Origin of the sequence: Advenella sp. RU8 (genome assembly GCF_048381675.1) — a bacterium.
In the GTDB taxonomy this organism is placed as follows: Bacteria; Pseudomonadota; Gammaproteobacteria; order Burkholderiales; family Burkholderiaceae_B; genus Advenella.
This window is the reverse complement of the sequence record NZ_JBLWIS010000003.1, coordinates 235454-259026: the sequence shown is the minus strand read 5'-3', so window position 1 is coordinate 259026 and position 23573 is coordinate 235454. Positions and strand designations below refer to the sequence as shown.

Genomic DNA, 23573 nt, shown 5'->3' with positions numbered 1-23573 from the left:
ATTAATTCTTCAACTCTATGTTGAGGTTTTGAAAAAGCTGACCAAGATTGGCATTTCCACGACCAGACAAAAGCTGCACAACCGTCATGATCTCGAATGGAGGATTCGGATTCATCGCAAATGAAAGGCTGTTTTTCTGGTTGGTCACGTACTGATAAACCGCATCGCAAGATGCCTCTGTATTGTTTGCACCAAACACAACGGCACCCTGCTTTAGGCAATCTTCTTTTTGCTGTAGCATTTTGGCTTCATAGGCAGCGTCTTGCGCAGGGGTTGCTTGTGCCCCCAAGGCCACACCTTTTTCTTTGGCAATCACGCGTTTTACAAGACCTTTATCCTGAATGTCAAATGACAAGGAATTAATGCTGACCGGTGCCAAAAACGGGAGTAATGCCATGGGATTTTGCTGTACCGATTCAGCATTGGCACGTAATTGCTTAAGCAAATCGGCAATCTTGTTGGCATCAAGCTTGACGCCAAAATTGGCAACCTCGGGTTGATCAATACTGATTTCGTATGATGAACGATCTATCGCATTGTCAAAATCAACCTTGACCGAGCCATTAACCTCGGGCAATTCTGTATAACCCAATTCGGCCAATTTACTTTCAGAAACCTTTCCGATCGGGCTTTTACCCGTTTCATCGGCAAAACCCTGAAAGGAGATGTCTATTTTCTGACTATTTTCAGTATTTTCCAGTTCATTCAGAATCACTTTGCGAAAAGTAAAGTAATGCGCGGGATTTTGCCTGTCGATAATTTTGACATTAGTCATCGAGCCTGTACCGCTAACATTAGCATCAAGACTTTCCCAAGACACACTATCCTGCAAATTGTTTTGCACCAAAAAAGCTTTAAGCTCTTCTTCTACTTTACCCTGTGCCAGTTTATTGCCGCCAAACCAGGCTGCACCAGCGGCAACCACAAGAACCCCTGCCGTTGCAATGGCAATCTTCTTCTTAGAAGACATACGTTTCCTTTTGCTTTTAATTAATTGAAAATGTAACGGCAATACTATACATGATGCCACGTATGGCGCAAATATAATTGACTATAAAAGTCATAAATACAAGCCGTTAAAATTAGATGAAATAGCTGTGTTGATTATAAACCCACATGGGCAGTTTGATGGATCTGGTTTTAATTAAATTTCCCATCAAACCAACCCGGCATCTAACGGTAAGTATTTTGGCCACCAGATACATGCGCCTTTCGCATATGGTCAGTACCGAAAAAACCGTACTAAAAAACAGGATGATGCCCGAAGCAAAAAGAGCGACGCCTCCGGTGGCATTACTCAAGAGTTTCATTGAAGAACGAATGTTGGCAGGTATACGGATGTCGGCTAACAAGAGAATAAAAGCCAGAACGGGTGCCCAGATTATAGGCTCTTTTATCGTATTCTTGATGCTATCGAATACTGTTGTTTTAGGCCCGGTAGACTGACTATCGTCACGGGACAATATAATAAAAAGGGACGGCAGGCCCGGCGATAGCCAGTGCCTGCAGGGCAGCTATCTTGGCTGAGCGCCGAAAAACGTAACGCGTCAGGACAAACACAAGAATATATCCGCCCACCATGCTAAGTGTAAGTGGCAAGGCATAAAGCATGACCATCCGGTTAAGTACCGCAGCTTGATCGGCCTCAAAATCGTGATGCCATCCGGCAAAAAAAACCAAAACCAGTGTCACGACTATCGGTAGCAACGCAGCAACAATTGTTTCTATCACAACAACACCTCTTGCCCTATTTTTTTATTAAGCAATTTATTTGCCAAAAAATGCATTCATTTTTGAATAAATTATTATTTTTAAATTGGTATAGAAAAGATACTTAATAAACAATCACTAACAAAAAGACCAAGTAAATAGTAATATGCAACATCCAAAATCGGGGAAGGAAATTACCCGCAAAATCGGTATATGTATCATCCGCGCTTCATCCCACAACAGGCAGCAATAAGCCCATGGTAGAATTATTCAAGTTTTTCCCTATACCTGTCTCTTCACGGGAGAACAGAACTTGTTTGTCACTGATAAGCCAGAGCAGAACTTTAATGTCACTTACCAAAAATTGTTACATTGATTCTGGAATATCTGTTGCTGCAAACAACCAACTCTTATATAAGACATAAGACTTTTTTACGAAAAAGCCTTATAATGCCCGTGTTGTCTCTAAAACTTTTTTAAGGTCACGTCATGTTGGAATCATATCGTCAACACGTTGCCGAGCGCGCTGCGCTGGGCATCCCTCCTCTGCCTTTATCAGCCAAACAAACGGCTGAATTAATCGAATTGCTCAAAGCACCTCCTGCCGGAGAAGAAAACTATCTGGTCGACCTGATTACTCACCGTGTACCCGCTGGTGTGGATGATGCAGCCAAAGTAAAGGCTTCTTACCTGGCCGCCATTGCTTTCGGCACAGAAAAATGCCCGCTGATCACCCCTGAAAAAGCAACCGAATTGCTGGGTACCATGCTGGGTGGCTACAACATCAGCCCCCTCATCGATTTGCTCGACAATCCTGCATTAGGCTCCATCGCTGCTGAAGCCCTGAAAAAAACCCTGCTCATGTTTGATGCATTCCATGACGTACAGGAAAAAGCAGAAAAAGGCAACGAAAACGCCAAGGCCGTCATTCAAAGCTGGGCTGATGCCGAATGGTTCACCAGCCGCCCTGAAGTACCAGAAAGCCTCACTATCACGGTTTTCAAAGTCAGTGGCGAAACCAACACCGATGACCTGTCTCCTGCCCCCGATGCCACAACCCGTCCAGATATCCCCCTGCACGCGTTGGCCATGCTGAAAAACAAACGTGAAGGCGCTGCATTCGAACCTGAAGAAGATGGCAAGCGCGGTCCCGTTAAATTCATTGAATCCCTCAAAGAAAAAGGCAACCTGGTTGCCTACGTGGGTGACGTCGTCGGTACCGGTTCTTCACGCAAATCAGCCACCAACTCCGTGTTGTGGTTCACCGGTGAGGATATTCCTTTCGTCCCCAACAAACGCTTTGGTGGCGTCTGCCTGGGCGGCAAAATTGCACCTATCTTCTACAACACTATGGAAGATGCCGGCGCATTGCCTATTGAACTGGACGTTTCCCAAATGGAAATGGGCGATGTCGTTGAACTTCGCCCATACGAAGGCAAAGCCCTGAAAAACGGTGAAGTCATTGCCGAATTCCAGGTTAAATCCGATGTGCTGTTCGACGAAGTGCGTGCCGGTGGCCGTATCCCCCTGATCATCGGTCGTGGCCTTACCGCCAAAGCCCGCGAAGCACTAGGCCTGCCTGCTTCCACCCTGTTCCGCCTGCCAACCGAACCTGTTGACTCAGGCAAAGGTTATACGCTGGCACAAAAAATGGTTGGCCGTGCCTGTGGCTTGCCAGAAGGCAAAGGCGTTCGCCCAGGTACTTACTGCGAACCCAAAATGACCTCTGTCGGTAGCCAGGACACAACTGGCCCAATGACCCGTGACGAGCTGAAAGACCTGGCTTGCCTGGGCTTCTCTGCCGACCTGGTCATGCAGTCTTTCTGCCATACCGCCGCCTATCCCAAACCCGTAGACGTCAAAACCCACCACGAACTGCCAGACTTCATCAGTACCCGTGGCGGTATTGCCCTGCGTCCTGGTGACGGTGTTATTCACTCATGGCTTAACCGCATGTTGCTGCCTGATACCGTTGGTACTGGTGGTGACTCACACACCCGTTTCCCAATCGGCATCAGCTTCCCTGCCGGTTCAGGCCTGGTTGCTTTTGCAGCAGCTACCGGTGTAATGCCCCTGGATATGCCAGAATCCGTTCTGGTTCGCTTCAAAGGCAAAATGCAGCCTGGCGTTACCCTGCGTGACCTGGTTAATGCCATTCCGCTGTACGCTATCAAGAGCGGCGAACTGACCGTTGCCAAACAAGGCAAGAAAAACGTTTTCTCCGGTCGCATCCTTGAAATCGAAGGTCTGCCAGACCTGAAAGTCGAGCAGGCATTCGAACTGTCTGACGCCTCTGCCGAACGTTCTGCCGCTGGTTGTACCGTGCGCCTGAACAAAGAGCCTATCATCGAATACCTCAACAGCAACATCACCCTGTTGAAATGGATGATTGCCAACGGCTACGAAGACGAGCGCTCACTGGCCCGCCGTATCAAGGCCATGGAAGCCTGGTTGGCCAACCCTCAACTGCTTGAGCCCGATGCAGACGCCGAATACGCAACCATCATCGAAATTGACCTGGCGGACATCCACGAACCTATCGTGGCATGCCCTAACGACCCAGACGATGTGAAAACACTGTCTGACGTTGCCGGCGAGAAAATCGACGAAGTGTTTATTGGTAGCTGCATGACCAACATCGGTCACTTCCGTGCCGCTTCCAAGCTGCTTGAAGGCAAACGCGACATTCCCGTCAAGCTGTGGGTTGCCCCTCCAACCAAAATGGACCAAAAACAGCTTACCGAAGAAGGCCACTATGGCGTTCTGGGTGTAGCCGGTGCCCGTATGGAAATGCCTGGCTGTTCTTTGTGCATGGGTAACCAGGCACAGGTTCGCGAAGGTGCGACCGTCATGTCAACCAGTACCCGCAACTTCCCTAACCGTTTGGGTAAAAACACCAACGTTTACCTGGGTTCTGCCGAACTGGCTGCCATTTGCTCTCGCCTGGGTCGCATCCCAACCCGCGAAGAATACATGGCCGACATTGGCATCATCGACCAGAACAGCGATAAGATCTACCGCTACATGAACTTCGACCAAATCGAAGACTTCAAGGAAATTGCCGATACCGTTGGCATCTAATCCAGTGAAGTCAAAACCGTTTTAAGCTAAAACGGTTTGGTTCAAAATTAAAACAGGCCTTGAAAAAGGCCTGTTTTTTATTCTTTATCTGCAATTGCTAAAAAAAAACCATAAATGTATTGCAATTTTGCCTAAATCCTGCAAGCAAACACCTGCCACCTAATGCTATCATTGATATAAAACAATCAATACCATACCCATTCACCCTGTTATTTTTTACCCATCCATTCCAACAGCGAGGTTGCCATGCCTTTTTCCAGCACTGTAAAAACACTCACGGTCAACAATAAAACCAGAAAGTTTTACTCCCTTCCTGCCTTGGGTAAAAAACTGGATATCAAAATCAACAAACTGCCCATTTCCATCCGAATCGTCCTTGAATCGGTATTGCGAAACTGTGACGGCAAAAAAATCACCGAAGAGCATGTACGCCAACTGGTCAACTGGCAACCCAACGCCCAGCGTGAAGAAGAGATTCCTTTCGTGGTAGCTCGCGTGATTCTGCAAGACTTTACCGGCGTTCCCCTGCTAGCCGACCTTGCCGCCATGCGTTCGGTAGCTGGAAAAATGGGTAAAAATCCCAAAGCGATTGAACCACTGGTACCGGTGGACCTGGTGGTAGACCACTCTGTCATGATTGACTACTTCGGCACTAAAGACGCCCTTGACCTGAACATGAAGGTTGAGTTCCAGCGCAACCAGGAACGCTACCAATTCATGAAATGGGGCATGCAGGCGTTTGACACCTTTGGCGTAGTCCCTCCCGGATTCGGCATTGTTCACCAGGTTAACCTGGAGTATCTGGCGCGTGGCGTACACAAAGACGCCAATGATGTTTATTACCCCGACACCCTGGTTGGCACTGACAGCCATACCACCATGATTAACGGCATTGGCGTAGTGGGCTGGGGCGTGGGTGGCATCGAGGCCGAAGCCGCCATGCTGGGCCAACCCTACTACATGCTTACCCCCGATGTCATTGGCGTTGAACTAACCGGCCAATTACGCGGCGGCGTTACCGCCACCGATCTGGTGCTTACTATTACCGAAATGCTGCGCAAAGAAAAAGTAGTCGGCAAATTTGTGGAATTCTGCGGGCCAGGCACCGCAAGCCTAAGCGTTACCGACCGCGCCACCATTTCCAACATGGCACCCGAATACGGCGCCACCTTGGGATTTTTCCCTGTTGACGAGCATACGCTTGATTACTTCAGGGGTACCGGCCGCACCGAAGAGGAAATTGAAGCACTGGAAACCTATTTCAAAGCCCAGAAAATGTTTGGCGTGCCCAAAGCCAAAGACATCAACTACACCAAAGTACTGAAACTGGACCTGAAAACCGTTTCTCCTTCCCTTGCCGGCCCTAAACGCCCCCAAGACCGGATTGAGCTGGGCAATGTCAAAAGAACCTTTGCCGGATTGTTTACTGCACCCCCAGAGAAAAACGGTTTTAACCAACCAGCAGAAAAATTCAATACCGCCTACGAAACACCCAGTGGGGTTTCGCTTAAAAACGGCGATATCCTAATTGCCTCCATTACCTCTTGCACCAACACTTCCAACCCCAGTGTCTTGCTGGCTGCTGGCCTGTTGGCAAAAAAAGCGGTCAAGGCAGGCCTAACCGTTCAAAAACATATCAAAACCTCTCTGGCCCCAGGCTCCAGGGTTGTTACCGAGTATCTTGCCAAAACAGGCCTGCTGCCTTATCTCGAGCAGCTGGGCTTTGATGTAGCCGCCTATGGCTGCACTACCTGTATCGGTAACGCCGGTGACCTGTCCCACGAATTTAACGAAGCCATTATCAAGAACGATCTGGTTTGTGCTGCTGTCCTGTCAGGCAACCGCAACTTCGAAGCACGCATCCATCCCAACATCAAAGCCAACTTCCTGGCCTCGCCACCACTAGTCGTGGCCTACGCCCTGGCTGGCACCCTGAATATTGACCTGATGACCCAGCCGGTTGGCAAGGGCAAAAAAGGTGACGTCTGGCTGGGCGATATCTGGCCAAGCAATGAAGAAATTGAAAAACTGCTGGGCAAAGCCATGAATCCGAAGGCCTATCGCAACAATTATGCCCAAGTCAAATCCAATCCTGGCGATTTGTGGAAAAAAATCAAGGGGGTTTCGGGTGAAATTTACAACTGGCCTCAATCTACTTATATCGCAGAGCCACCTTTCTTCGAATCCTTCAGCATGACACCTGCCGCCATGCCGCCTATCAAGCAGGCTCGGGCACTGGGCATTTTCGGTGACTCGGTGACTACCGACCATATTTCACCGGCAGGCTCTATCAAGGAAACCTCACCGGCTGGCAAATGGTTGCTGGCCCATGGTGTGATGACACCCGATTTCAACAGCTATGGTTCACGCCGCGGCAACCATGAAATCATGATGCGCGGTACTTTTGCCAACGTTCGCATCAAAAACCTCATGATTCCTGCCCTGCCTAACGGCAACCGCTTTGAAGGCGGTGAAACCATTCATAAGCCCAGTGAAGAGCAACTACCCATTTACGAGGCTGCCATGAAATATATTGCCAGTGGCACGCCAACGGTCGTATTTGGTGGTGAAGAATATGGCACCGGCTCTTCCCGTGACTGGGCCGCCAAAGGTACCCAGTTATTGGGCGTAAAAGCGGTTATTGCACGCAGCTTCGAACGCATTCACCGTAGCAACCTAGTGGGCATGGGCGTCTTGCCACTGCAGTTCAAGGGCAATGACTCGGTAGCATCACTGGGAATTACCGGAGACGAAACCTACGATATTAGCGGCCTGGAAAATGGCATCAAGCCACAACAGGATGTCGTACTTACCGTGCATCGCCCCGATGGCAGCAAACAGGAAATTCCTGTGCTGCTGCGCATCGATACACCGGTTGAAGTTGAATACTACCAGCACGGTGGCATTCTTCCCTTCGTTCTTCGACAACTTTTATCTTAATAGACCCCGGCTCCCTTCATGCACAATCATGACGGGAGCCGCCAGAAATATGAGCAAACCCGAATTCGCAAAGTTAAGCAAAGCCAGCCAGGCCCTTGTTGACGCCTGCATGGCCTTAAAACAATCCGGCTGCATTATTGAAGACCGGCACTGGGAAAACCTGATTGATCAAAAAGTCGTCGACATTTTCAACAGCAACAAAAAAAACCAGATAGACCGCGCGCTTGATTTCCTGTCATCAACCGACAATGAAACGCATGATATTTTGCTGGAACACGCGGAAACCATGTCCGAATCCTGTACGCTGGAAAAAAACGGGGTCATTTTCGACTGCCTGTTTGTCGTCATTCCCGTTGTGGCCTGGACCCGGTTCCAGATCCCGTCGCCCGCATTAAACCTGAAAACACAGGCAGCACTTGTCAATCTGCTGAAAAAACACATCAGTGCCACTTCGGTGGAAATCGCCATTCATCCGCAACTGTGCTCGGTAGATCAAATGCCAAAATCATTCGATCAAACCCATATGTGGTGCAATGCGCTGGCCAGACAGGCCCTGAACTTGCCAGTCACCCCGCTTTCCAGCGCCAAGCCACCCGTCGAAGACCTGTCCATGCTGGCTGATACCCGCTATATCATGGCCGCTTTTTGTGTGGCCCAAAACCAGCCTGTTTTCAAATGGCAGGAAGCCAGCGAACACTTTGCCGAACAACGCCAACGCTGCCTGAAACCATGGCAGGATGAAGCCCTCCCCCTGTTCAGGGAACTGTTACCCGCTTGCGGCCTGGAACTGCCACTGCCCGATGCGTTTTATATCTGCAACCGCGAGGCAGACAAACGCATCCGTTACGCCGCCCTGACCGCTTCCGTACAATGGCTGCAAAACACCCTGAATATACCGGCTGAATCTTTCCGCGCCACCATTGCCGGCACCGGAGAAGAGCAAGTCAAGGAATACCGCATCGGCTTCACCTTCCTGGACTCCCATCAGGTCATTTACGGTTGCATGTGGCCCCTCTTCAGTGAAGAGCAGGAAGAAACAGCACAAGAATCCATTACCGAGTCGGCATCGGTCCTTAATATTATCGAACAGCTGCAAGCCAATGGCATCAAACATATCGTTTGCATCAATGAAATGCTCAAGCCCGGCATGCATGAAGAAACCGACGAACCGCTTTTCCCTAGTCCCGACGGCGAGCTGACTTACATTAGCGCCCCTGATGATTTTGATGATGCAGATTTTTCCAGTGAACAATTCCACTAAACCGCTTACCCCACAAAGCATTGATATTTTCTGCAAGGTTATCGATAACTTCGGAGACATTGGTGTGTGCTGGCGCCTGGCACGCGATTTAAAGGCGGAAAGCCAGGCCACCATTCGCCTGTGGGTAGATGAGCTGCACAGTTTTGGGAAAATCGCCCCTGAACTGGATCCAACCCTAAAAGAACAGATCGTTCAAGGCATTCATGTTCTTCACTGGATCAATGACGACGCCTTTGACGAACAACCGGCAGAAATGGTTATAGAAGCATTTGCCTGTGACCCGCCACCCGCTTTTGTCCAAGCCATGAAAGGCAAGACAAAGTTATGGCTGAATCTGGAATATCTCTCAGCAGAACCTTGGGTCGAAAGCTTTCATGCACAACCCTCACCACAAGCCAATGGCCTGGTAAAACATTTTTTCTTCCCGGGCTTTACGGGTAAGACAGGTGGTTTGCTGCGCGAAAAAAACCTGCTCTCTGAACGTGACCACTGGCAGAATAACCGACAGGCCCAAGAAAAATTCCTGGCCCCCTTTTTAAATGCCAGCCAACTCGCCCTTTGGCAACAGGGCACCGCCATCATTAATTTGTTTTGCTATACAAGCGCCCCCGTTAATGAACTGGCCCAGGCACTTGCCAATGCCAAACAAGCTGTCCTGTTACTGGTTCCCGAAGGGGTGGCACCTTCCTTAGAAGCAGAAATGGCACATATCTGCGCCATCAGCGCCAATCCATCCCAACTGCAGATCATTCGTTTGCCATTCATAGACCAACGCGACTATGACCGTTTGCTTTGGCTGGGTTCGCTTAATTTTGTACGCGGTGAAGACAGCTTCATCCGGGCAATTTGGGCCGGCAAACCGTTTATTTGGCAAATTTATGAGCAGCAGGAAAATGCCCATCTGGTGAAACTGGATGCCTGGCTTGCCAGCAGCAACACCAGCAAGCCTGTGGCCAGCATGATGCGAGCCTGGAACAATGCTGCCTCTCCGGGGACATTTGCCTTGCTTTTACAAGACATCTTCTTTAACCCTGCCAACCGCCAACAATGGCAGCAAGAAGCACATGAATATTGCCAAAATCTATCTAAAAACAATACTTTATCTTTATCCATCCTAAATATTTATCAAAAAACGGCACAAAAAGTATAAAATAAGCGTTTTCCGATTTTATCGGTTGATATTAAAGTAGATATACACTACCCATTTATTCCTGGAGTTATTATTAATGAAGACCGCACAAGAATTGCGCGTAGGCAATGTAGTCATGGTTGGCTCAGAACCTTTGGTTGTACAAAAAGCTGATTACAATAAATCTGGCCGAAACTCTGCCGTTGTCAAACTGAAATTCAAAAACCTGTTAACAGGCTCCGGCAGTGAATTGGTTTACAAAGCTGATGAAAAATTTGAAGTTGTCACGCTAGACAAAAAAGAGTGCACCTACTCTTACTTCGCTGACCCAATGTATGTTTTCATGGACGAAGAATACAATCAGCACGAAGTGGAAGCCGACAGCATGGGTGACTCACTGAATTACCTAGAAGAAGGTATGACGGTTGAGGTTGTTTTCTACGAAGGCCGCGCCATTTCCGTAGAACTGCCTACCATCATCGTTCGCGAAATTACTTATACCGAACCTGCTGTTAAGGGTGATACTTCCGGTAAAGTACTGAAACCAGCCAAAATCAATACCGGCTTCGAAATTTCCGTGCCCCTGTTCTGCAATATTGGCGACAACATTGAAATTGACACCCGCACTAACGAATACCGTAGCCGTGTCATGTAATTCCAATGCCATGATACCTTGGTAGTAAAAAAACCTGATGCTAACGCACCAGGTTTTTTTCATGGGCAAACGATATTATTTTTTAACCAAAGAATACTTGAATGTGCCTACTGCTGTTGCCAGCAACAAATCATCATCCAGCCAAACCTCAGAACGGGCAAAAAATATACTGCGCCCTTTTTTTTCCACAAAACCCCTGGCCTTTAACATTGCCCCATCACCGGCACCAATAAAATTGGTTGTTAATGACAGGGTAAGCGCTTTCAGCTCAGGCTCGCCAGGCGCCGAATAAATACCGCTATAACCGGCTACCGAATCCAACAAGGTACACAATACGCCCCCTTGCACCCGGCCCGTACGGTTACCTAGGTTAGCCCCCATGGGCAGATGCATTTGCGCATACCCTTCAGACCAGTCAGTTAAAGAAATACCCATCCATTCCAGAAATGGATTATTGATGGGATGAACCGATACACCAACATCCACGATTTAATCCCTGAAATTATTGAATGACAGCGGCGCATCAGCCACTTCTTTTTTCAGCAAGGCAATCACGTCCTGCAAGGTATCGCGTTTTGCACCACTTACCCGCACGGTATCTCCCTGTATGCTGGCCTGTACTTTAAGCTTGCTGTCTTTAATGGTTTTAACGATTTTTTTCGCCAGGTCTCCGGTGATACCTTTACGTATAGTGGCATATTGCTTGAGCTTGTCGCCAGACATTTTTTCTTTTTTACCGTATTCAAGAAAACGCAAATCGACCCCGCGCTTGGACAGTTTGTTAATGAGAACATCCTGAACCTGCCCTACCTTGAATTCGTCATCGGCAAAAATGGTTAATTCCAGCTCTTTTTGTTCGATCCGGGCATCTGAGCCCTTGAAATCAAAACGGGTTGAAATTTCTTTATTGGCCTGCTCAACCGCATTCCTTACTTCGATCAGGTCTGCTTCACTCACGACATCAAATGATGGCATCTTTTCTCTTTCCTTTTCATTGTCATATTAATCATTGGCATAAAGATTAGCATATTTTAACCGTTCTAGCCGCCAGGAAGTCCTGGCATCAAGGCTGTCTTTTATGAAGGCGGGCTTAAGGCAAATTCAAGTCCAGCCAGGCCATTTGTAATGGACTGGCTGGAAAACCAGATAAAACGGCAAGGATGACGGGCTATGACCTGAAACGGTTAGGGGAAACCAGCGCCGGATCGACCTTTTCTTTAAGCAAGGTATCTGACAAAGGCTGGTTCAGGATAAGGGCACAAGCCAACTCGGACACACCGGCCGAAGATTGAATACCATAACCGCCCTGAGCAGCCAGCCAGAAAAATCCTTCTGCCGTCTGGTCAAAACCCACCACCAGATCGCCATCACTCACAAATGATCGCAACCCTGCCCATACATGATTGGGTCGGCGAATCTTGAAAGTCGTCGCCTCTTCAATATAGTAAATACCAGTGGCTACATCCAGCTCCTCAGCAACCACGTCCTGTGCCTCTACCGGATCGGCGTTGGCCGGAGACCCCAGCACTTGCCCGGCATCAGGTTTAAAGTAATATTGTTCACTAATATCCACCACCATTGGCAACGTCGCCAGATCCAGTCCTTCTGGCGGATCAAAAGTAAAGGCGGTACGACGGCAAGGCTGCAATCCTACGGGCGCAACATCACTTAGGCGGGCGATATGATCGGCCCAGGCACCTGCTGCATTAACCAGTATGTTGCACACAAAGCTTTCACCATTGGCCAGCTTGACCTGCCATTTGCCATCAATACGCTGGCATTGCGTAACCTCGGCGTTATTTTGTAATACCGCACCATTTTTTTTCATGCCTTTAAGATAGCCCTGATGCAATACATCCACATCGATATCTTCAGCATTACGTTCAAGCACCCCCCCGTACAGAAGCTCTTTTTTCATGCAGGGTGCCATCTCGACAATTTTGTCTGGATCAATGAACTCGACATTTGGCGACAGGACCAAGGCATCGGCGTACATGTTATCCAACTCTTCTTTTTGATCTGGCCGGGCTACATAAATGCATCCACGGGGATGCAGAACTGGCTGCTCGGTAAACCCGCTTGACTGGGCCTGTTCAAAAAAAGCGCGACCGGCACGGGTTAATGCCTGGATTTGGGGCGTACCATAGGTTTCCATAAACATGGCAGCAGAACGGCCGGTTGAGTGGTAACCGGGCTGAGACTCTCTTTCAAGCACCAGTACACGCACTTGTTTGGACAGTCGATACGCAACAGAGGCACCGGCAATACCAGCACCAATAACGATCACATCAAATTCATTTGCACTACTCATGCTTTGAGCTCCATGACAGGAAGGGTTATTTTCATTTTGTTTAGTAATTATGCTTTTCATTATACCTATACGAAATTTTATGTCGTATAGGAAAAACACTTATTGAAGCTGGTCTTCATCCAGAAAACCCGGAATAGGCATGACCGCGATACCCTCTTCATGCAAAGCTTGCTGCTGCTCGGGAGTGGCATTGCCACGAATGGCGCGTTCCTCTGCTTCACCGTAATGAATGCGCCTTGCCTCGGCAGTAAACTGGTCCCCCACATCTTCAGTTTGTTTAACGTAAGCACGCAATTGCTGCATGACAGCTGCCTGGATTTGAGCCAGCGTTTTATCATTGAAGTTGGCAGTTGCTTCCGGTACGGGGGCCTGTACTGCAGGCACAGGCTGTTTTTCTTTTTTAAGATGGGCGACATTAAGCCGCGGCGCCGACAGCATTTTGCTAATGTTGCCGTTACCACAGATGGGGCAGGTTAAAAGCCCTCTTTCCTGCTGTGAATCATAATCTGCGTGGGATGAAAACCACCCCTCGAATACATGATGTGCTTCACACTGGAGATCAAAAACTTTCAAAGCCATAATAACTCGAATAAAAATATACTTGCCTGAATTACCTACATGATAACGTGTATTCTAAAAACACGTAAATGACCAAAGGCCCGAAAACAGGCATTTGCATAAGGCCAGTCGTATTTATTATTTATAGCCAGTCGTATTTATTATTTATAGCCAGTCGTATTTATTATTTATAGCCAGCCGGCTTTTTTGAAACGCCAGAACAGAAAACCGCAAATGGCAAACATAAGCACCAGTATAAACTCATATCCAAAAGTCCAATCCAGCTCTGGCATATCCTTAAAGTTCATGCCGTAAATGCCGGCAATGGCTGTAGGGACTGCCAGTATCGCCGCCCAGGCTGCCAATCTTTTAGTAATATCGGTCTGGTGGTTTTGTCCAATCATCATGCTGGCCTCAAAGGCAAACGCCAGGGCTTCACGCAAAGAGTTGATTTGCTCTACCAGGCGGGCCACCCGGTCTGAAACAATACTGAAATTAGAGCGGGAGTCCATTTCCACCACATCTATCCTGACCAAAGACAGTTTGCGGCAGATTTCAATCATGGGAGAAATAGCCGTATGAATCCGCAATAAATCACGCCGCTGCTTATACAATTTGCGAATGTCGTTTTCCTTAAGTCCTTGCAACAGCATTTGATGCTCTGACTGATCCACTTCCAATTCCAGCCGTGCCGTTAAATGGGTATAACTGTCAGCCAGCACATCCAGGATTTCGGCCGCGACATAGTCACTTCCTCGTGCAATCAGGTCTGGGCAGCCTTCCAGTCTTTCCCTAAGGGTACTGTTTGAGAGGGCAGCACCACGCCTGACCGTCAGCAGAAAACCAATCCCGAAAATAATCTGGATTTCACCAAAAACCGGTTTCTTGTTGTTATCCTTGGTGACCGTCATGGCCACGATCTGGATATACTCCCCGTAATCGATCATTTTGGGACGACCATGTTTTTTAATAATTTCCTCAGCAGCCTCGGCACTTAGCGACAATTGAGCACAAATATGCTGAAGTTCGGCCTTGGTAGGATCTTTTAAGCCCACCCACAACAAGCGGGTTGATTCTTTTTTATAACCGGCAATCTGCTCGATAGACAGGGTGCCTCGACGCCTGCCATGCACGTATTCAACCGATGCAATAATTGATGTCGGTGTGTTTTTTTGAATAGGATCATCACCACCTGGCCCTGAAGCAGGGCTTTCCGACATATTCACATTTTCTTCAACAGTCATGGTTCCCTCCTCTGGCAACAAGAGGGAATCATAACATTTGCAAGACAACTACCCTTGGTAATTAACCAGACTGCGGGCAATCAGCATTCGCTGGATTTCGCTGGTGCCTTCATAGATTTGCGTAATCCGCGCATCACGGTAATAACGCTGCACCGGATAATCCTCTAGAAAACCATAGCCACCATGCACCTGAATGGCCATTGAGCACACTTTTTCGGCCATTTCAGAGGCCATCAATTTGGCCTGGGCGGCTTCATTAAGGCATGGAATGCCACGATCTTTAAGCGAAGCCGCATTGAGCACCATTAAACGGGCGGCATTGATTTGGGTATGCATGTCTGCCAGCATATTGGCAATGCTTTGGTGCGCCAGCAGGTTTTTGCCAAACTGTTCCCGCTCTTGCGCATACTTGAGGGCTGCCTCGAAAGCGGCACGGGCAATACCCACAGCCTGGGCCCCAATGCCAATGCGGCCATTTTCAAGGTTGGACAAGGCGATAGACAGGCCCTTACCCCTTTCGCCCAGTAGATTGTTTTCCGGAATGGCACAGTTTTCAAGGGTAATAGCGCATGTATCAGAAGCCCTGATGCCCATTTTATGTTCTACCCGGCTTACCGTGTATCCCGGTGTATGGGTGGGTACTAGAAAAGCGGAAATCCCTTTTTTACCCAAATCAGGGTCGGTGACCGCAAAGATAATCGCCAGCTTAGCCCGTTTGCCATTGGTCACGAATTGCTTGGCGCCGTTCAATATCCATTGGCCATCTTGCAACACCGCGCGGGTTTTAAGGTTATTGGCTTCGGAACCTGCTTGCGGCTCGGTCAGGCAAAAACTGCCTATTGCACGGCCCGACGCCATTTCAGGCAACCATTGTTTTTTCTGTTCATCGTTACCTGCATTCAACAATGTGCCGCACCCCACCGAATTATGCACACTCATCATGGTGCCGGTTGCCGCATCTGCCGCAGAAATTTCCTCAATCGCCAGGGCATAAGAAACATAATCAGAAAACGAGCCGCCCCACTCTTCAGGCACCACCATGCCCATCAAGCCAAGGTCACCCATTTTTTCAATCATGGCATCATCAATCCAGCCATCTTTTTCCCACTGCTCGGCCCTTGGTGCAATTTCATTTTGCGCAAAATCACGAGCCATATCACGAATCATGCCCTGCTCTTCGCTTAACGCGGTATTAAACATTGCCATTCCTTACTGTTATCTTGCCATTACATTTTCTGGACATACCGTATGACCGGTTCATTTATCGGAAAAAAGCTTGATAATGCCTGAAAAATCAAGCTTGCCATTACCCTGCGCACTGAAGGTTTGATACAGCTGCTGTGCAGTCGCCCCCATGACCACAGGAACTTTCGCGGCGCGGGCGGCTTCGGTGGCAAGCCCCAGGTCTTTAAGCATCAGGTCGGCACCAAACCCGCCGGCATATTCTTTTGAAGCCGGAGCTGTTTCCACCACGCCTGGATAAGGGTTGTAAACCTCGGTACTCCAGCAACGGCCCGAAGAAGTATTGATAATTCCGGCCAGCACTTTAGGGTCCATGCCTAAAGAAACGCCCAGGTTCATGGCTTCGGCAGCACCAATCATGGAAATGCCCAGCAGCATATTATTGGCGACCTTGGCGACCTGACCGTTACCCGCACCACCGCAATACACGATGTTTTTGCCCATTGCCTGTAGAACCGGCAAGGCCCTTTCAAATACGGCCTTGTCTCCACCAACCATGAAGGTAAGGGTTCCGGCCTGGGCTCCTCCAGTACCACCCGATACAGGGGCATCCAGCATGTCATTGCCCTGCGCTGCAGCCTGGGCCGCCACTTCGCGAGCGGTTTGGGGATCAATGGTGGAAGAGTCAATTAGCAAAACCTGTTTGCCAACAGCAGCAAGCACCCCATCTTCACCCAGATAAACCCGTTTTACATGAACCGAAGCTGGCAACATGGTTATCAGCATATCTATTTCAGCACTGGCCACTTGTGCCGGTGAAGTCGCACGGACCGCACCAGAGGCCTCAAGCATTTGCACTGCCGATTCAACCAGGTCATAGACATATACCTTATGCCCTGCCTTCAGCAAATTAAGCGCCATGGGGGCACCCATATTACCCAGTCCGATAAATCCGATATTCATGTAAGTCTCCGTATTACTGTTTTAGTTTTAAATAAATGAAGTATGACAACCATACTGAGAATATGTGTTACAGACTGTCATTTTAAAGACGTTTTTCCATCATTTCTGGAAACCTGACTGCTTGCGGGAAAGCACCAATACCGACAACGGTTCCCATGAGAAGCATGGGAAACTGGAAAGACAAACTCGCCTTAAACCACTCGGGAAATCATCTGGCCGTCCTGGAAGAAGCCATCCAGATTGTCAATCACCCGTTGCGACATACGCTGGCGGGTTTCCACTGTGGCACTGCCCACATGCGGCATCAGCACGACATTGTCCATCGCCAGCAAGGCCTCGGGAACGTAAGGTTCGTTCTCAAAAACATCCAATGCGGCAGCGCCCAGACGCCCTTCCTGCAAGGCCTTGATCATCGCCACCTCATCAATGACCGTTCCGCGTGAAACGTTAATCAGCAAACCTTTCGGTCCCAGGGCGCTCATGATTTCATCATTGATCAGATGATGGGTGCTTGGCCCGCCAATACAGATGATGATTAAAAAATCACTCCATTGTGCCAATGCTTTCAATGACGGCTCATAACGATAAGGCACGCCCTGCTTTTCAGAGCGGTTATGGTAACGAATCTCACAATCAAACCCGCTTAAACGTTTGGCAATGACCTGGCCAATATTCCCTAAGCCAACAATACCTGCTTTTTTACCCGATACACTATGCGTCAGCGGAAACTCTGCCTTGGGCCACTGGCCTTCACGCACAAAACGATCGGCCCGAACCAGCCCGCGTGCGGCTCCCAATAACAAGGTCATGGCGGTATCAGCAACACAATCATTCAGGACATCGGGCGTATTGCCCAATTGAATGCCACGCCGCTGCAGCTCGGCAGCATCAATAGCATCGTACCCCACCCCAAAATTGCTGACGACTTTCAAGTTGGGTAGATAATCCAGCCATTCATTCCGAAAGCCCTGCTTGGCCGAAGTGACAACAGCCACACAGTCCTGGCCATAGGCTTTCAGGGCAGCAATCGCGTCATCATGCTCCCAAAGGCGGACAACATCATAATGGTTTTCAAGATGCTGGCTGACCAGCGCCGTGGACGGCCCAACCTGTAACACACGATTTCTTGCCATATTCGTTATCTCCTGATGACATGACAGTATTTATATTTAATTTAGCATCAAATAGTGAAAAATATTTTTCTACCCATGATAACAACCAGCACCGTTAACTAAGTTAGGCTAATCCCCCATAAAACGGGGCAAATTCCATTTATAACGATATGAAAAATACCGGATCAGGAATGTCACGCCAGCCCCTACCAAGGTAACGACAAATTCCTGCAATCCAAAATAATTGCCTGCCACCATGATACAAGCACCCACCAATGCAGCTGAAGCATAAATTTCCTTTTCAAGGATAATCGGTGGACGGTTCAGGAACACATCACGCAATAACCCGCCGCCAACGGCCGTAATGACCCCCAGAATAATAGCCGTTTCATACGCACCACCATAATGCAAGACCTTTTCAGCGCCCGTCACGGCAAAAGTACCCAAGCCAACAGCATCAAACAGAAAAATGGGATAAGCCAGTTTCTTGATCCAGAATTTAAATCTGAGCGAGAAAAATACCGCCACCCATGTCACAAATAAATAGCGCCAGCTGGCAATGCTGACAGGCGGTGTTGCGCCCAGGCAAAGATCGCGGATAATCCCGCCACCACAAGCCGTAATAAAAGCAATAAAGAAAACACCAAACAGGTCAAGATTGCGATTTTTTGCGGCAATCACACCACTAAGGGCGAATGCAAAAGTGCCCAAAACATCAAGTGCCAGCAGTAATAAATTATTCATTTTAAAAAAAATATAACAATTCTGGTAACTCGTTGTAGAATATCAGGTTTTAGGCCCAATTCAGGGCAAACTTACTTCAATCATCAAGATGTCTTTATTCGTCCATAAATACGGTGGTACCTCAATGGGGTCCGTCGAACGCATTCAAAATGTTGCGAAACGTGTTGCTAAATGGCATGCAGCAGGCCATCAAGTAATTGTAGTCCCTTCTGCCATGTCGGGTGAAACCAATCGTTTACTTGGCTTGGCCAAAGAACTGTCAGAAATGCCCGATCCTCGCGAAGTGGATATGCTGGCCTCTACCGGTGAACAGGCCAGTAGCGCCTTACTGGCCCTTGCACTGCAAGCACAGGGTGTACAAGCACGCAGCTACACAGGCTGGCAGGTTCCGGTAAAAACAGACAGCGCCTTCGGCAAGGCCCGCATTACCTCTATCGATGACCAGCGCGTTCGCGCAGACCTGGATGCCGGCAAGGTAGTCATTGTTACCGGTTTTCAGGGAATAGATCCTGACGGCCACATTACGACCCTGGGCCGTGGTGGATCAGACACCTCTGCCGTTGCAATGGCAGCTGCCCTTAAAGCCGATGAATGCCTTATTTTTACAGACGTAGACGGTGTATATACAACCGATCCTCGTGTTGTACCCGAAGCACGCCGCATGAACGTGGTGTCTTTCGAGGAAATGCTTGAAATGGCATCACTGGGCTCAAAAGTACTTCAGATCCGCTCTGTCGAGTTTGCCGGTAAATACAAAGTACCGGTACGTGTCCTGTCATCTTTAACCGACCCCCTGATTCCGATCTTAGAAGAAAAAAATTCAGGAACCCTTATTACTTTCGAGGAAGATTCAAAAATGGAAGCCGCCTTAGTTTCTGGTATCGCATTTAGTCGCGATGAAGCAAAAATCACGCTATTGGGCGTACCCGATAAACCCGGCGTTGCCTTTGCGATCCTGGGCCCGGTTGCCGATGCCAATATCGACATCGACATGATCATCCAGAACCAGTCTGTTGACGGTACTACAGACTTTTCATTTACCGTAAACCGCAACGACTTCAAACGTACCCTGGACGTGATTCAAAAAACCATTTTGCCTAACACCGGTGCCCGTGAAGTTATTACCGACGAAAAAGTCTGCAAGGTTTCCATCGTAGGTATTGGCATGCGCTCACACGCTGGTGTTGCCAGCCTGATGTTCCGCACTCTGGCCGAGGAAGGCGTTAACATCCAGATGATCAGCACCAGTGAAATCAAGACTTCCGTCCTGATTCAAGACAAATATATGGAACTGGCTGTTCGCGCCCTGCACAAGGCATTTGGACTGGATGGTAATCCTGCTGAAACAGCGATTGAAGAATAAATGAAGAAAAATGCTGTTTTTTCGCTAAAAAACAGCATTTTCAATACAAGCCTGTTGACACAAGCAGGTAGTATTAGTTAGAATTCTTTTTTACTTGGAGACATGGCCGAGAGGTTGAAGGTACTCCCCTGCTAAGGGAGCATGCGGCTTATACCCGCATCGAGGGTTCGAATCCCTCTGTCTCCGCCAAAGATTACATTGAAGCCCTTGATTATCAAGGGCTTTTTTGTTTTTGGTGATATTCAGTATGCCACTGTAGATTTGCTCGCTAAGCTTACAAAAGACATTAGCTATATCCAGACCTATGAAGAATGATTATTTTTAACCATTGTGTTGGATTTATTTTTACGGCTGGTTGTTAGTTGGTCAATGAATTCACGAATGGATAGGACTTGGTTTTACAGGCACTTTTAACTGCTGTACAGGTTAGAAAACCAAAAAAACCGTCTTTCTTGGAGCATTCCGATCAGGATAACCAAATCGGCTTGAAAAAAAACAACAACATTTACAGCAGATCGATCTACTCACCGATGGCTCAAGCAAACAACAATAATGACAATCAGGTAACGACCGTGATTGGCAAAGCCCAAAGTCCCCCTATAGCACGGCAAACTGTGTACGCCCATGCACAGGGGGAATTACCTATCACACTAACGCAGATTTAAGCACTTTTCCAGCTGGAGACCTAGGCAAGTCCTCCACAAACTCCCAAATACGAGGCATTTTATAATCTGCAATCAAATTCTCGCAATGAGACTTGATAGCTTCCACACCAAGCTCTGCATTTTCCTTAACAATCACAGCTTTCACAACCTGACCATACGTAGAGTCAGGTACACCTACTACAGCAACAGCCGCAATTCCAGGTAGTGACAACACTGCCTCTTCTACCTCTATCGGTGCAATTTTGGCACCTCCGGAAATAATTTGGTCCTTTATGCGTCCCACAATATAGTAATGATCATCTTTTTCATAAAAAATATCACCGGTTTTAAACCAGTCATTTTGCATCGCCTCGCTGGTACGAATAGGATCTTTATAATAGGCCCCTGAATAGCTAGGACCTTTTACCCATAGCTCGCCCCTCTGTCCAGCAGGCACATCTTCCCCATTCTCTCCGACAATGCGAACTTCGGTGGGTGGGATTAACCTCCCGACCGATCCACGATGCTTATCCTCTACATCCTGAATATCAAAACAAAAAATAGGCCGGACTTCTGTCATTGCATAGTAAGGCTTAACAATCATTCCTAGTCTAGACCTGCAATCCTCAATGGTCTGCTCATTAAGCGCTGCACCTGACGCGGCCGCCATTCTGAGCGAACTGACATCAAATCGCCTACTTTCCTTAGCAGCAACATCAGCCATCATTGCATACATAGTCGGTACACCTAAAAATACCGTAGGCTTCTGTAACTCAATAGATTCTAAAGCTAGTCTGGGATGAAATTTTTCACTTAGCAAAATGGTTGCACCTGACACCAACGCCACGAAAGCAGCCGCATGAAATCCATATGCAAACGTTAAGGGCAACGTGACCAATAAACTGTCGTTAGGCGTAATTTTCCACATGTCACGATACGCAAAAGCCGAGGCCAGCTCATTTGCATGTGTAGCAGCAACACCCTTGGGCGTTGATGTGGTTCCAGAGGTATAGCAAAGCAGCACTAAATCATCTCCGCCCCCCTGGGGTTGACCTCCATAACAAGCGCCATCTTGCCACGCATCAACAAGCGCCTCCATACTTTGCAGAGTGATTGAAGTAGGATTGGCATTCACTGCGGACTCCACGTGTGAACATAAAGAGTCTGCATAAATCAATAAACTAGCTTCGCTATGCGCCAAAATATGGCGAATTTCCTTTTCACCGTACTCCGGATTAATGGGCACTATTGCTGCTCCCAATAAAGCCAATCCCATATAGATAATCATGATTTCAGGTCGATTTCCAGCAGTCACCGCAACACGGTCTGCTTTTTTAACACCCAACTCTTGCAACTGATAGGCAGCCAATCTAGCTTCCTGTACAAACTCCTGATAGGTAATCGTACGACCCTTGAACACAAATGCCACATGATTAGGTTGCACCTTTGCTTGATCCAGGATAGGAGTTACCACATCGTTATACTGCTTCATTTCATTCTCCAAATCATTTAAGATTCAAACGATCAACACCCTCATCCTTCAGCATTTCTCTAGCAATAATAATGCGTTGGATCTCATTGGAGCCTTCGGTTAAAACGTAAATTGGTGCTTCACGATAGAGTCTTTCAATTGGGAACTCTGACACATAACCATACCCCCCCAGTACGCGCATGGCATCTTCAGTAATACGCATGGTGGTTTCAGTTGCAAACAGTTTTGCCATGGATGCCAGCATATCAGCACGCCCCCATTTTTCTTTATGCTCCAACGCTTCCCGAATCAAGGCTCTTGCTGCTACCAGACTCGTTGCCATATTCGCCAAATGAATTTGAATAGCCTGATGCGATGAAATAGGTTTACCAAAGGTTTCCCGAGTCTTGGAGTACTCTAACGCCAAAGACACGGCGTTGCGTGCCATTCCGACTGCGGTCCCGGCCATTGCCAAACGCCCAGCTTCCAGCATGGACAGCACCTGTTGGAGGCCTTTTCCTGTCTGCCCTCCCAGTAAGTTATCCGATGTTAAACGTACATCATTAAAGTTAAGCTCTGCAGTGTCGACATGCTTAAACCCCATTTTTTCAGCCAATCGGGTAACCTCAAATCCTTCTGTGTCCGCTTCCACAATATACAAACTTAGACTATCTTCGCTGCCTATCGCCTTATCCCTTGCCAGCACCACATGAATACCTGCGCGCAGGCCGTTCGTAATAAAGATTTTTTGCCCTCGGAGGACTATACCCTGACCTTCCTCGTGCGTAGCGTTAGTTCGTACTTGTTTTAAATCTGATCCCACTGATGGCTCTGTCAAACAAATTGCCCCTCGCTTAGCCCCTGAAGCTAACAACGGTAAGTAACGCTCTTTTTGCTCATCTGTACCGTAGGTGACGATCAATTTAGAGACGGTACTGTGACTATTGATAAAACTAGGCATGGCAGACCATGCCGCCCCTAACTCTTCCATCACTGATACATACTCTGCAAGTGGTAAGTCCAACCCCCCATACTCTTCTGGAATTACCATTCCAAACAACCCTATCTTAGCCATTCCATCTACTACAAACTGTGGAAAGTCATTGCTTTCTTCCAATGCTTTTACCTTAGGTATTACCTCTCGTCTCGCAAAATTTCTTACCGCTTCTACAGCGGGTGAACTTTCAGTATAAATATTCATTTAA

Annotated in this window: 20 protein-coding genes and 1 tRNA gene; 7 read left to right on the top strand and 14 right to left on the bottom strand. The window is 48.1% G+C overall.

Annotated features, from left to right (window positions below; all coding sequences use genetic code 11):
- Nucleotide 1 precedes the first annotated feature (1 nt).
- The 3 genes from ACM5Q9_RS06195 to ACM5Q9_RS06185 all read right to left on the bottom strand — a co-directional run bounded on the left by ACM5Q9_RS06195 (nucleotide 2) and on the right by ACM5Q9_RS06185 (nucleotide 1731).
- Nucleotides 2-970 carry a hypothetical protein gene (locus ACM5Q9_RS06195; protein WP_418143860.1) on the bottom strand — a complete coding sequence of 323 codons (969 nt, stop codon included), beginning with the start codon at nucleotides 968-970 and terminating at the stop codon, nucleotides 2-4.
- A gap of 112 nt (nucleotides 971-1082) precedes the next feature.
- Nucleotides 1083-1463, bottom strand: a complete 381-nt coding sequence (locus ACM5Q9_RS06190; RefSeq protein WP_418143859.1) for an AEC family transporter — start codon at nucleotides 1461-1463, stop codon at nucleotides 1083-1085.
- Entirely contained in the window at nucleotides 1453-1731 is a 279-nt protein-coding gene (locus tag ACM5Q9_RS06185) for a hypothetical protein (RefSeq protein WP_418143858.1), read from the bottom strand. Before ACM5Q9_RS06185 ends, ACM5Q9_RS06190 begins: the two co-directional genes overlap by 11 nt.
- A gap of 468 nt (nucleotides 1732-2199) precedes the next feature.
- Between ACM5Q9_RS06185 and acnB the strand changes: the two genes are divergently transcribed.
- The 5 genes from acnB (at nucleotide 2200) to efp (ending at nucleotide 10776) form a co-directional block, all read left to right on the top strand.
- Nucleotides 2200-4791: a bifunctional aconitate hydratase 2/2-methylisocitrate dehydratase gene (acnB, locus tag ACM5Q9_RS06180; protein WP_418143857.1), complete on the top strand. Its 2592-nt coding sequence runs from the start codon at nucleotides 2200-2202 to the stop codon at nucleotides 4789-4791.
- Between the two features lie 246 nt (nucleotides 4792-5037).
- Nucleotides 5038-7731, top strand: coding sequence for an aconitate hydratase AcnA (gene acnA / locus ACM5Q9_RS06175; protein ID WP_418143856.1), 2694 nt, complete (start codon nucleotides 5038-5040; stop codon nucleotides 7729-7731).
- A 49-nt stretch (nucleotides 7732-7780) separates the two neighbouring features.
- Nucleotides 7781-8992, top strand: a complete 1212-nt coding sequence (locus ACM5Q9_RS06170) for a DUF2863 family protein (protein WP_418143855.1) — start codon at nucleotides 7781-7783, stop codon at nucleotides 8990-8992.
- Nucleotides 8976-10142, top strand: coding sequence for an elongation factor P maturation arginine rhamnosyltransferase EarP (gene earP, locus ACM5Q9_RS06165; RefSeq protein ID WP_418143854.1), 1167 nt, complete (start codon nucleotides 8976-8978; stop codon nucleotides 10140-10142). The genes ACM5Q9_RS06170 and earP overlap by 17 nt, the downstream gene beginning before the upstream one ends.
- A gap of 76 nt (nucleotides 10143-10218) precedes the next feature.
- Entirely contained in the window at nucleotides 10219-10776 is a 558-nt protein-coding gene (gene efp, locus ACM5Q9_RS06160) for an elongation factor P (protein ID WP_418143853.1), read from the top strand.
- A 75-nt stretch (nucleotides 10777-10851) separates the two neighbouring features.
- Here the strand turns inward: efp and ACM5Q9_RS06155 are convergent, their stop codons facing one another.
- The 9 genes from ACM5Q9_RS06155 to ACM5Q9_RS06115 all read right to left on the bottom strand — a co-directional run bounded on the left by ACM5Q9_RS06155 (nucleotide 10852) and on the right by ACM5Q9_RS06115 (nucleotide 18890).
- Entirely contained in the window at nucleotides 10852-11262 is a 411-nt protein-coding gene (locus ACM5Q9_RS06155) for a PaaI family thioesterase (RefSeq protein ID WP_418143852.1), read from the bottom strand.
- 3 nt (nucleotides 11263-11265) lie between these two features.
- Nucleotides 11266-11751, bottom strand: coding sequence for a YajQ family cyclic di-GMP-binding protein (locus tag ACM5Q9_RS06150; protein ID WP_418143851.1), 486 nt, complete (start codon nucleotides 11749-11751; stop codon nucleotides 11266-11268).
- 193 nt (nucleotides 11752-11944) lie between these two features.
- Complete coding sequence (locus ACM5Q9_RS06145; protein ID WP_418143850.1) at nucleotides 11945-13087, bottom strand: NAD(P)/FAD-dependent oxidoreductase; 1143 nt, start codon at nucleotides 13085-13087, stop codon at nucleotides 11945-11947.
- 99 nt (nucleotides 13088-13186) lie between these two features.
- Nucleotides 13187-13666: a DUF1178 family protein gene (locus ACM5Q9_RS06140; RefSeq protein ID WP_418143849.1), complete on the bottom strand. Its 480-nt coding sequence runs from the start codon at nucleotides 13664-13666 to the stop codon at nucleotides 13187-13189.
- 167 nt (nucleotides 13667-13833) lie between these two features.
- Nucleotides 13834-14889, bottom strand: coding sequence for a magnesium and cobalt transport protein CorA (locus ACM5Q9_RS06135; protein WP_418143848.1), 1056 nt, complete (start codon nucleotides 14887-14889; stop codon nucleotides 13834-13836).
- Between the two features lie 48 nt (nucleotides 14890-14937).
- The gene (locus ACM5Q9_RS06130) at nucleotides 14938-16089 is read right to left on the bottom strand and encodes an acyl-CoA dehydrogenase family protein (RefSeq protein ID WP_418143847.1); all 1152 of its coding nucleotides are present in this window, start codon (nucleotides 16087-16089) and stop codon (nucleotides 14938-14940) included.
- A gap of 57 nt (nucleotides 16090-16146) precedes the next feature.
- Entirely contained in the window at nucleotides 16147-17034 is an 888-nt protein-coding gene (gene mmsB / locus ACM5Q9_RS06125) for a 3-hydroxyisobutyrate dehydrogenase (protein ID WP_418143846.1), read from the bottom strand.
- Nucleotides 17035-17225: 191 nt separating this feature from the next.
- On the bottom strand, nucleotides 17226-18167 hold the full coding sequence (locus ACM5Q9_RS06120) for a 2-hydroxyacid dehydrogenase (RefSeq protein WP_418143845.1): 942 nt from the start codon (nucleotides 18165-18167) through the stop codon (nucleotides 17226-17228).
- 108 nt (nucleotides 18168-18275) lie between these two features.
- On the bottom strand, nucleotides 18276-18890 hold the full coding sequence (locus tag ACM5Q9_RS06115; protein WP_418143844.1) for a trimeric intracellular cation channel family protein: 615 nt from the start codon (nucleotides 18888-18890) through the stop codon (nucleotides 18276-18278).
- A gap of 88 nt (nucleotides 18891-18978) precedes the next feature.
- On the opposite strand from ACM5Q9_RS06115, the gene ACM5Q9_RS06110 reads away from it, so the two are divergent.
- Entirely contained in the window at nucleotides 18979-20253 is a 1275-nt protein-coding gene (locus ACM5Q9_RS06110; RefSeq protein WP_418143843.1) for an aspartate kinase, read from the top strand.
- A 96-nt stretch (nucleotides 20254-20349) separates the two neighbouring features.
- Nucleotides 20350-20442, top strand: a tRNA-Ser gene (locus tag ACM5Q9_RS06105).
- 456 nt (nucleotides 20443-20898) lie between these two features.
- On the opposite strand, the gene ACM5Q9_RS06100 is transcribed toward ACM5Q9_RS06105, so the two are convergent.
- Both ACM5Q9_RS06100 and ACM5Q9_RS06095 read right to left on the bottom strand, forming a co-directional pair.
- A complete protein-coding gene (locus ACM5Q9_RS06100; protein WP_418143842.1) occupies nucleotides 20899-22389 on the bottom strand; it encodes a class I adenylate-forming enzyme family protein in 1491 nt (496 codons plus the stop codon).
- Nucleotides 22390-22402: 13 nt separating this feature from the next.
- Nucleotides 22403-23569 carry an acyl-CoA dehydrogenase family protein gene (locus ACM5Q9_RS06095; protein WP_418143841.1) on the bottom strand — a complete coding sequence of 389 codons (1167 nt, stop codon included), beginning with the start codon at nucleotides 23567-23569 and terminating at the stop codon, nucleotides 22403-22405.
- Nucleotides 23570-23573 lie beyond the last annotated feature (4 nt).

What these genes read in the sequence shown, in the direction of transcription:
- ACM5Q9_RS06195 (WP_418143860.1), bottom strand. Translation starts at nt 970, where the DNA reads ATGTCTTCTAAGAAGAAGATTGCCATTGCAACGGCAGGGGTTCTTGTG.
- acnB (WP_418143857.1), top strand. Translation starts at nt 2,200, where the DNA reads ATGTTGGAATCATATCGTCAACACGTTGCCGAGCGCGCTGCGCTGGGC.
- acnA (WP_418143856.1), top strand. Translation starts at nt 5,038, where the DNA reads ATGCCTTTTTCCAGCACTGTAAAAACACTCACGGTCAACAATAAAACC.
- ACM5Q9_RS06170 (WP_418143855.1), top strand. Translation starts at nt 7,781, where the DNA reads ATGAGCAAACCCGAATTCGCAAAGTTAAGCAAAGCCAGCCAGGCCCTT.
- efp (WP_418143853.1), top strand. Translation starts at nt 10,219, where the DNA reads ATGAAGACCGCACAAGAATTGCGCGTAGGCAATGTAGTCATGGTTGGC.
- ACM5Q9_RS06150 (WP_418143851.1), bottom strand. Translation starts at nt 11,751, where the DNA reads ATGCCATCATTTGATGTCGTGAGTGAAGCAGACCTGATCGAAGTAAGG.
- ACM5Q9_RS06145 (WP_418143850.1), bottom strand. Translation starts at nt 13,087, where the DNA reads ATGAGTAGTGCAAATGAATTTGATGTGATCGTTATTGGTGCTGGTATT.
- ACM5Q9_RS06140 (WP_418143849.1), bottom strand. Translation starts at nt 13,666, where the DNA reads ATGGCTTTGAAAGTTTTTGATCTCCAGTGTGAAGCACATCATGTATTC.
- ACM5Q9_RS06135 (WP_418143848.1), bottom strand. Translation starts at nt 14,889, where the DNA reads ATGACTGTTGAAGAAAATGTGAATATGTCGGAAAGCCCTGCTTCAGGG.
- ACM5Q9_RS06130 (WP_418143847.1), bottom strand. Translation starts at nt 16,089, where the DNA reads ATGTTTAATACCGCGTTAAGCGAAGAGCAGGGCATGATTCGTGATATG.
- mmsB (WP_418143846.1), bottom strand. Translation starts at nt 17,034, where the DNA reads ATGAATATCGGATTTATCGGACTGGGTAATATGGGTGCCCCCATGGCG.
- ACM5Q9_RS06120 (WP_418143845.1), bottom strand. Translation starts at nt 18,167, where the DNA reads ATGGCAAGAAATCGTGTGTTACAGGTTGGGCCGTCCACGGCGCTGGTC.
- ACM5Q9_RS06115 (WP_418143844.1), bottom strand. Translation starts at nt 18,890, where the DNA reads ATGAATAATTTATTACTGCTGGCACTTGATGTTTTGGGCACTTTTGCA.
- ACM5Q9_RS06110 (WP_418143843.1), top strand. Translation starts at nt 18,979, where the DNA reads ATGTCTTTATTCGTCCATAAATACGGTGGTACCTCAATGGGGTCCGTC.
- ACM5Q9_RS06100 (WP_418143842.1), bottom strand. Translation starts at nt 22,389, where the DNA reads ATGAAGCAGTATAACGATGTGGTAACTCCTATCCTGGATCAAGCAAAG.
- ACM5Q9_RS06095 (WP_418143841.1), bottom strand. Translation starts at nt 23,569, where the DNA reads ATGAATATTTATACTGAAAGTTCACCCGCTGTAGAAGCGGTAAGAAAT.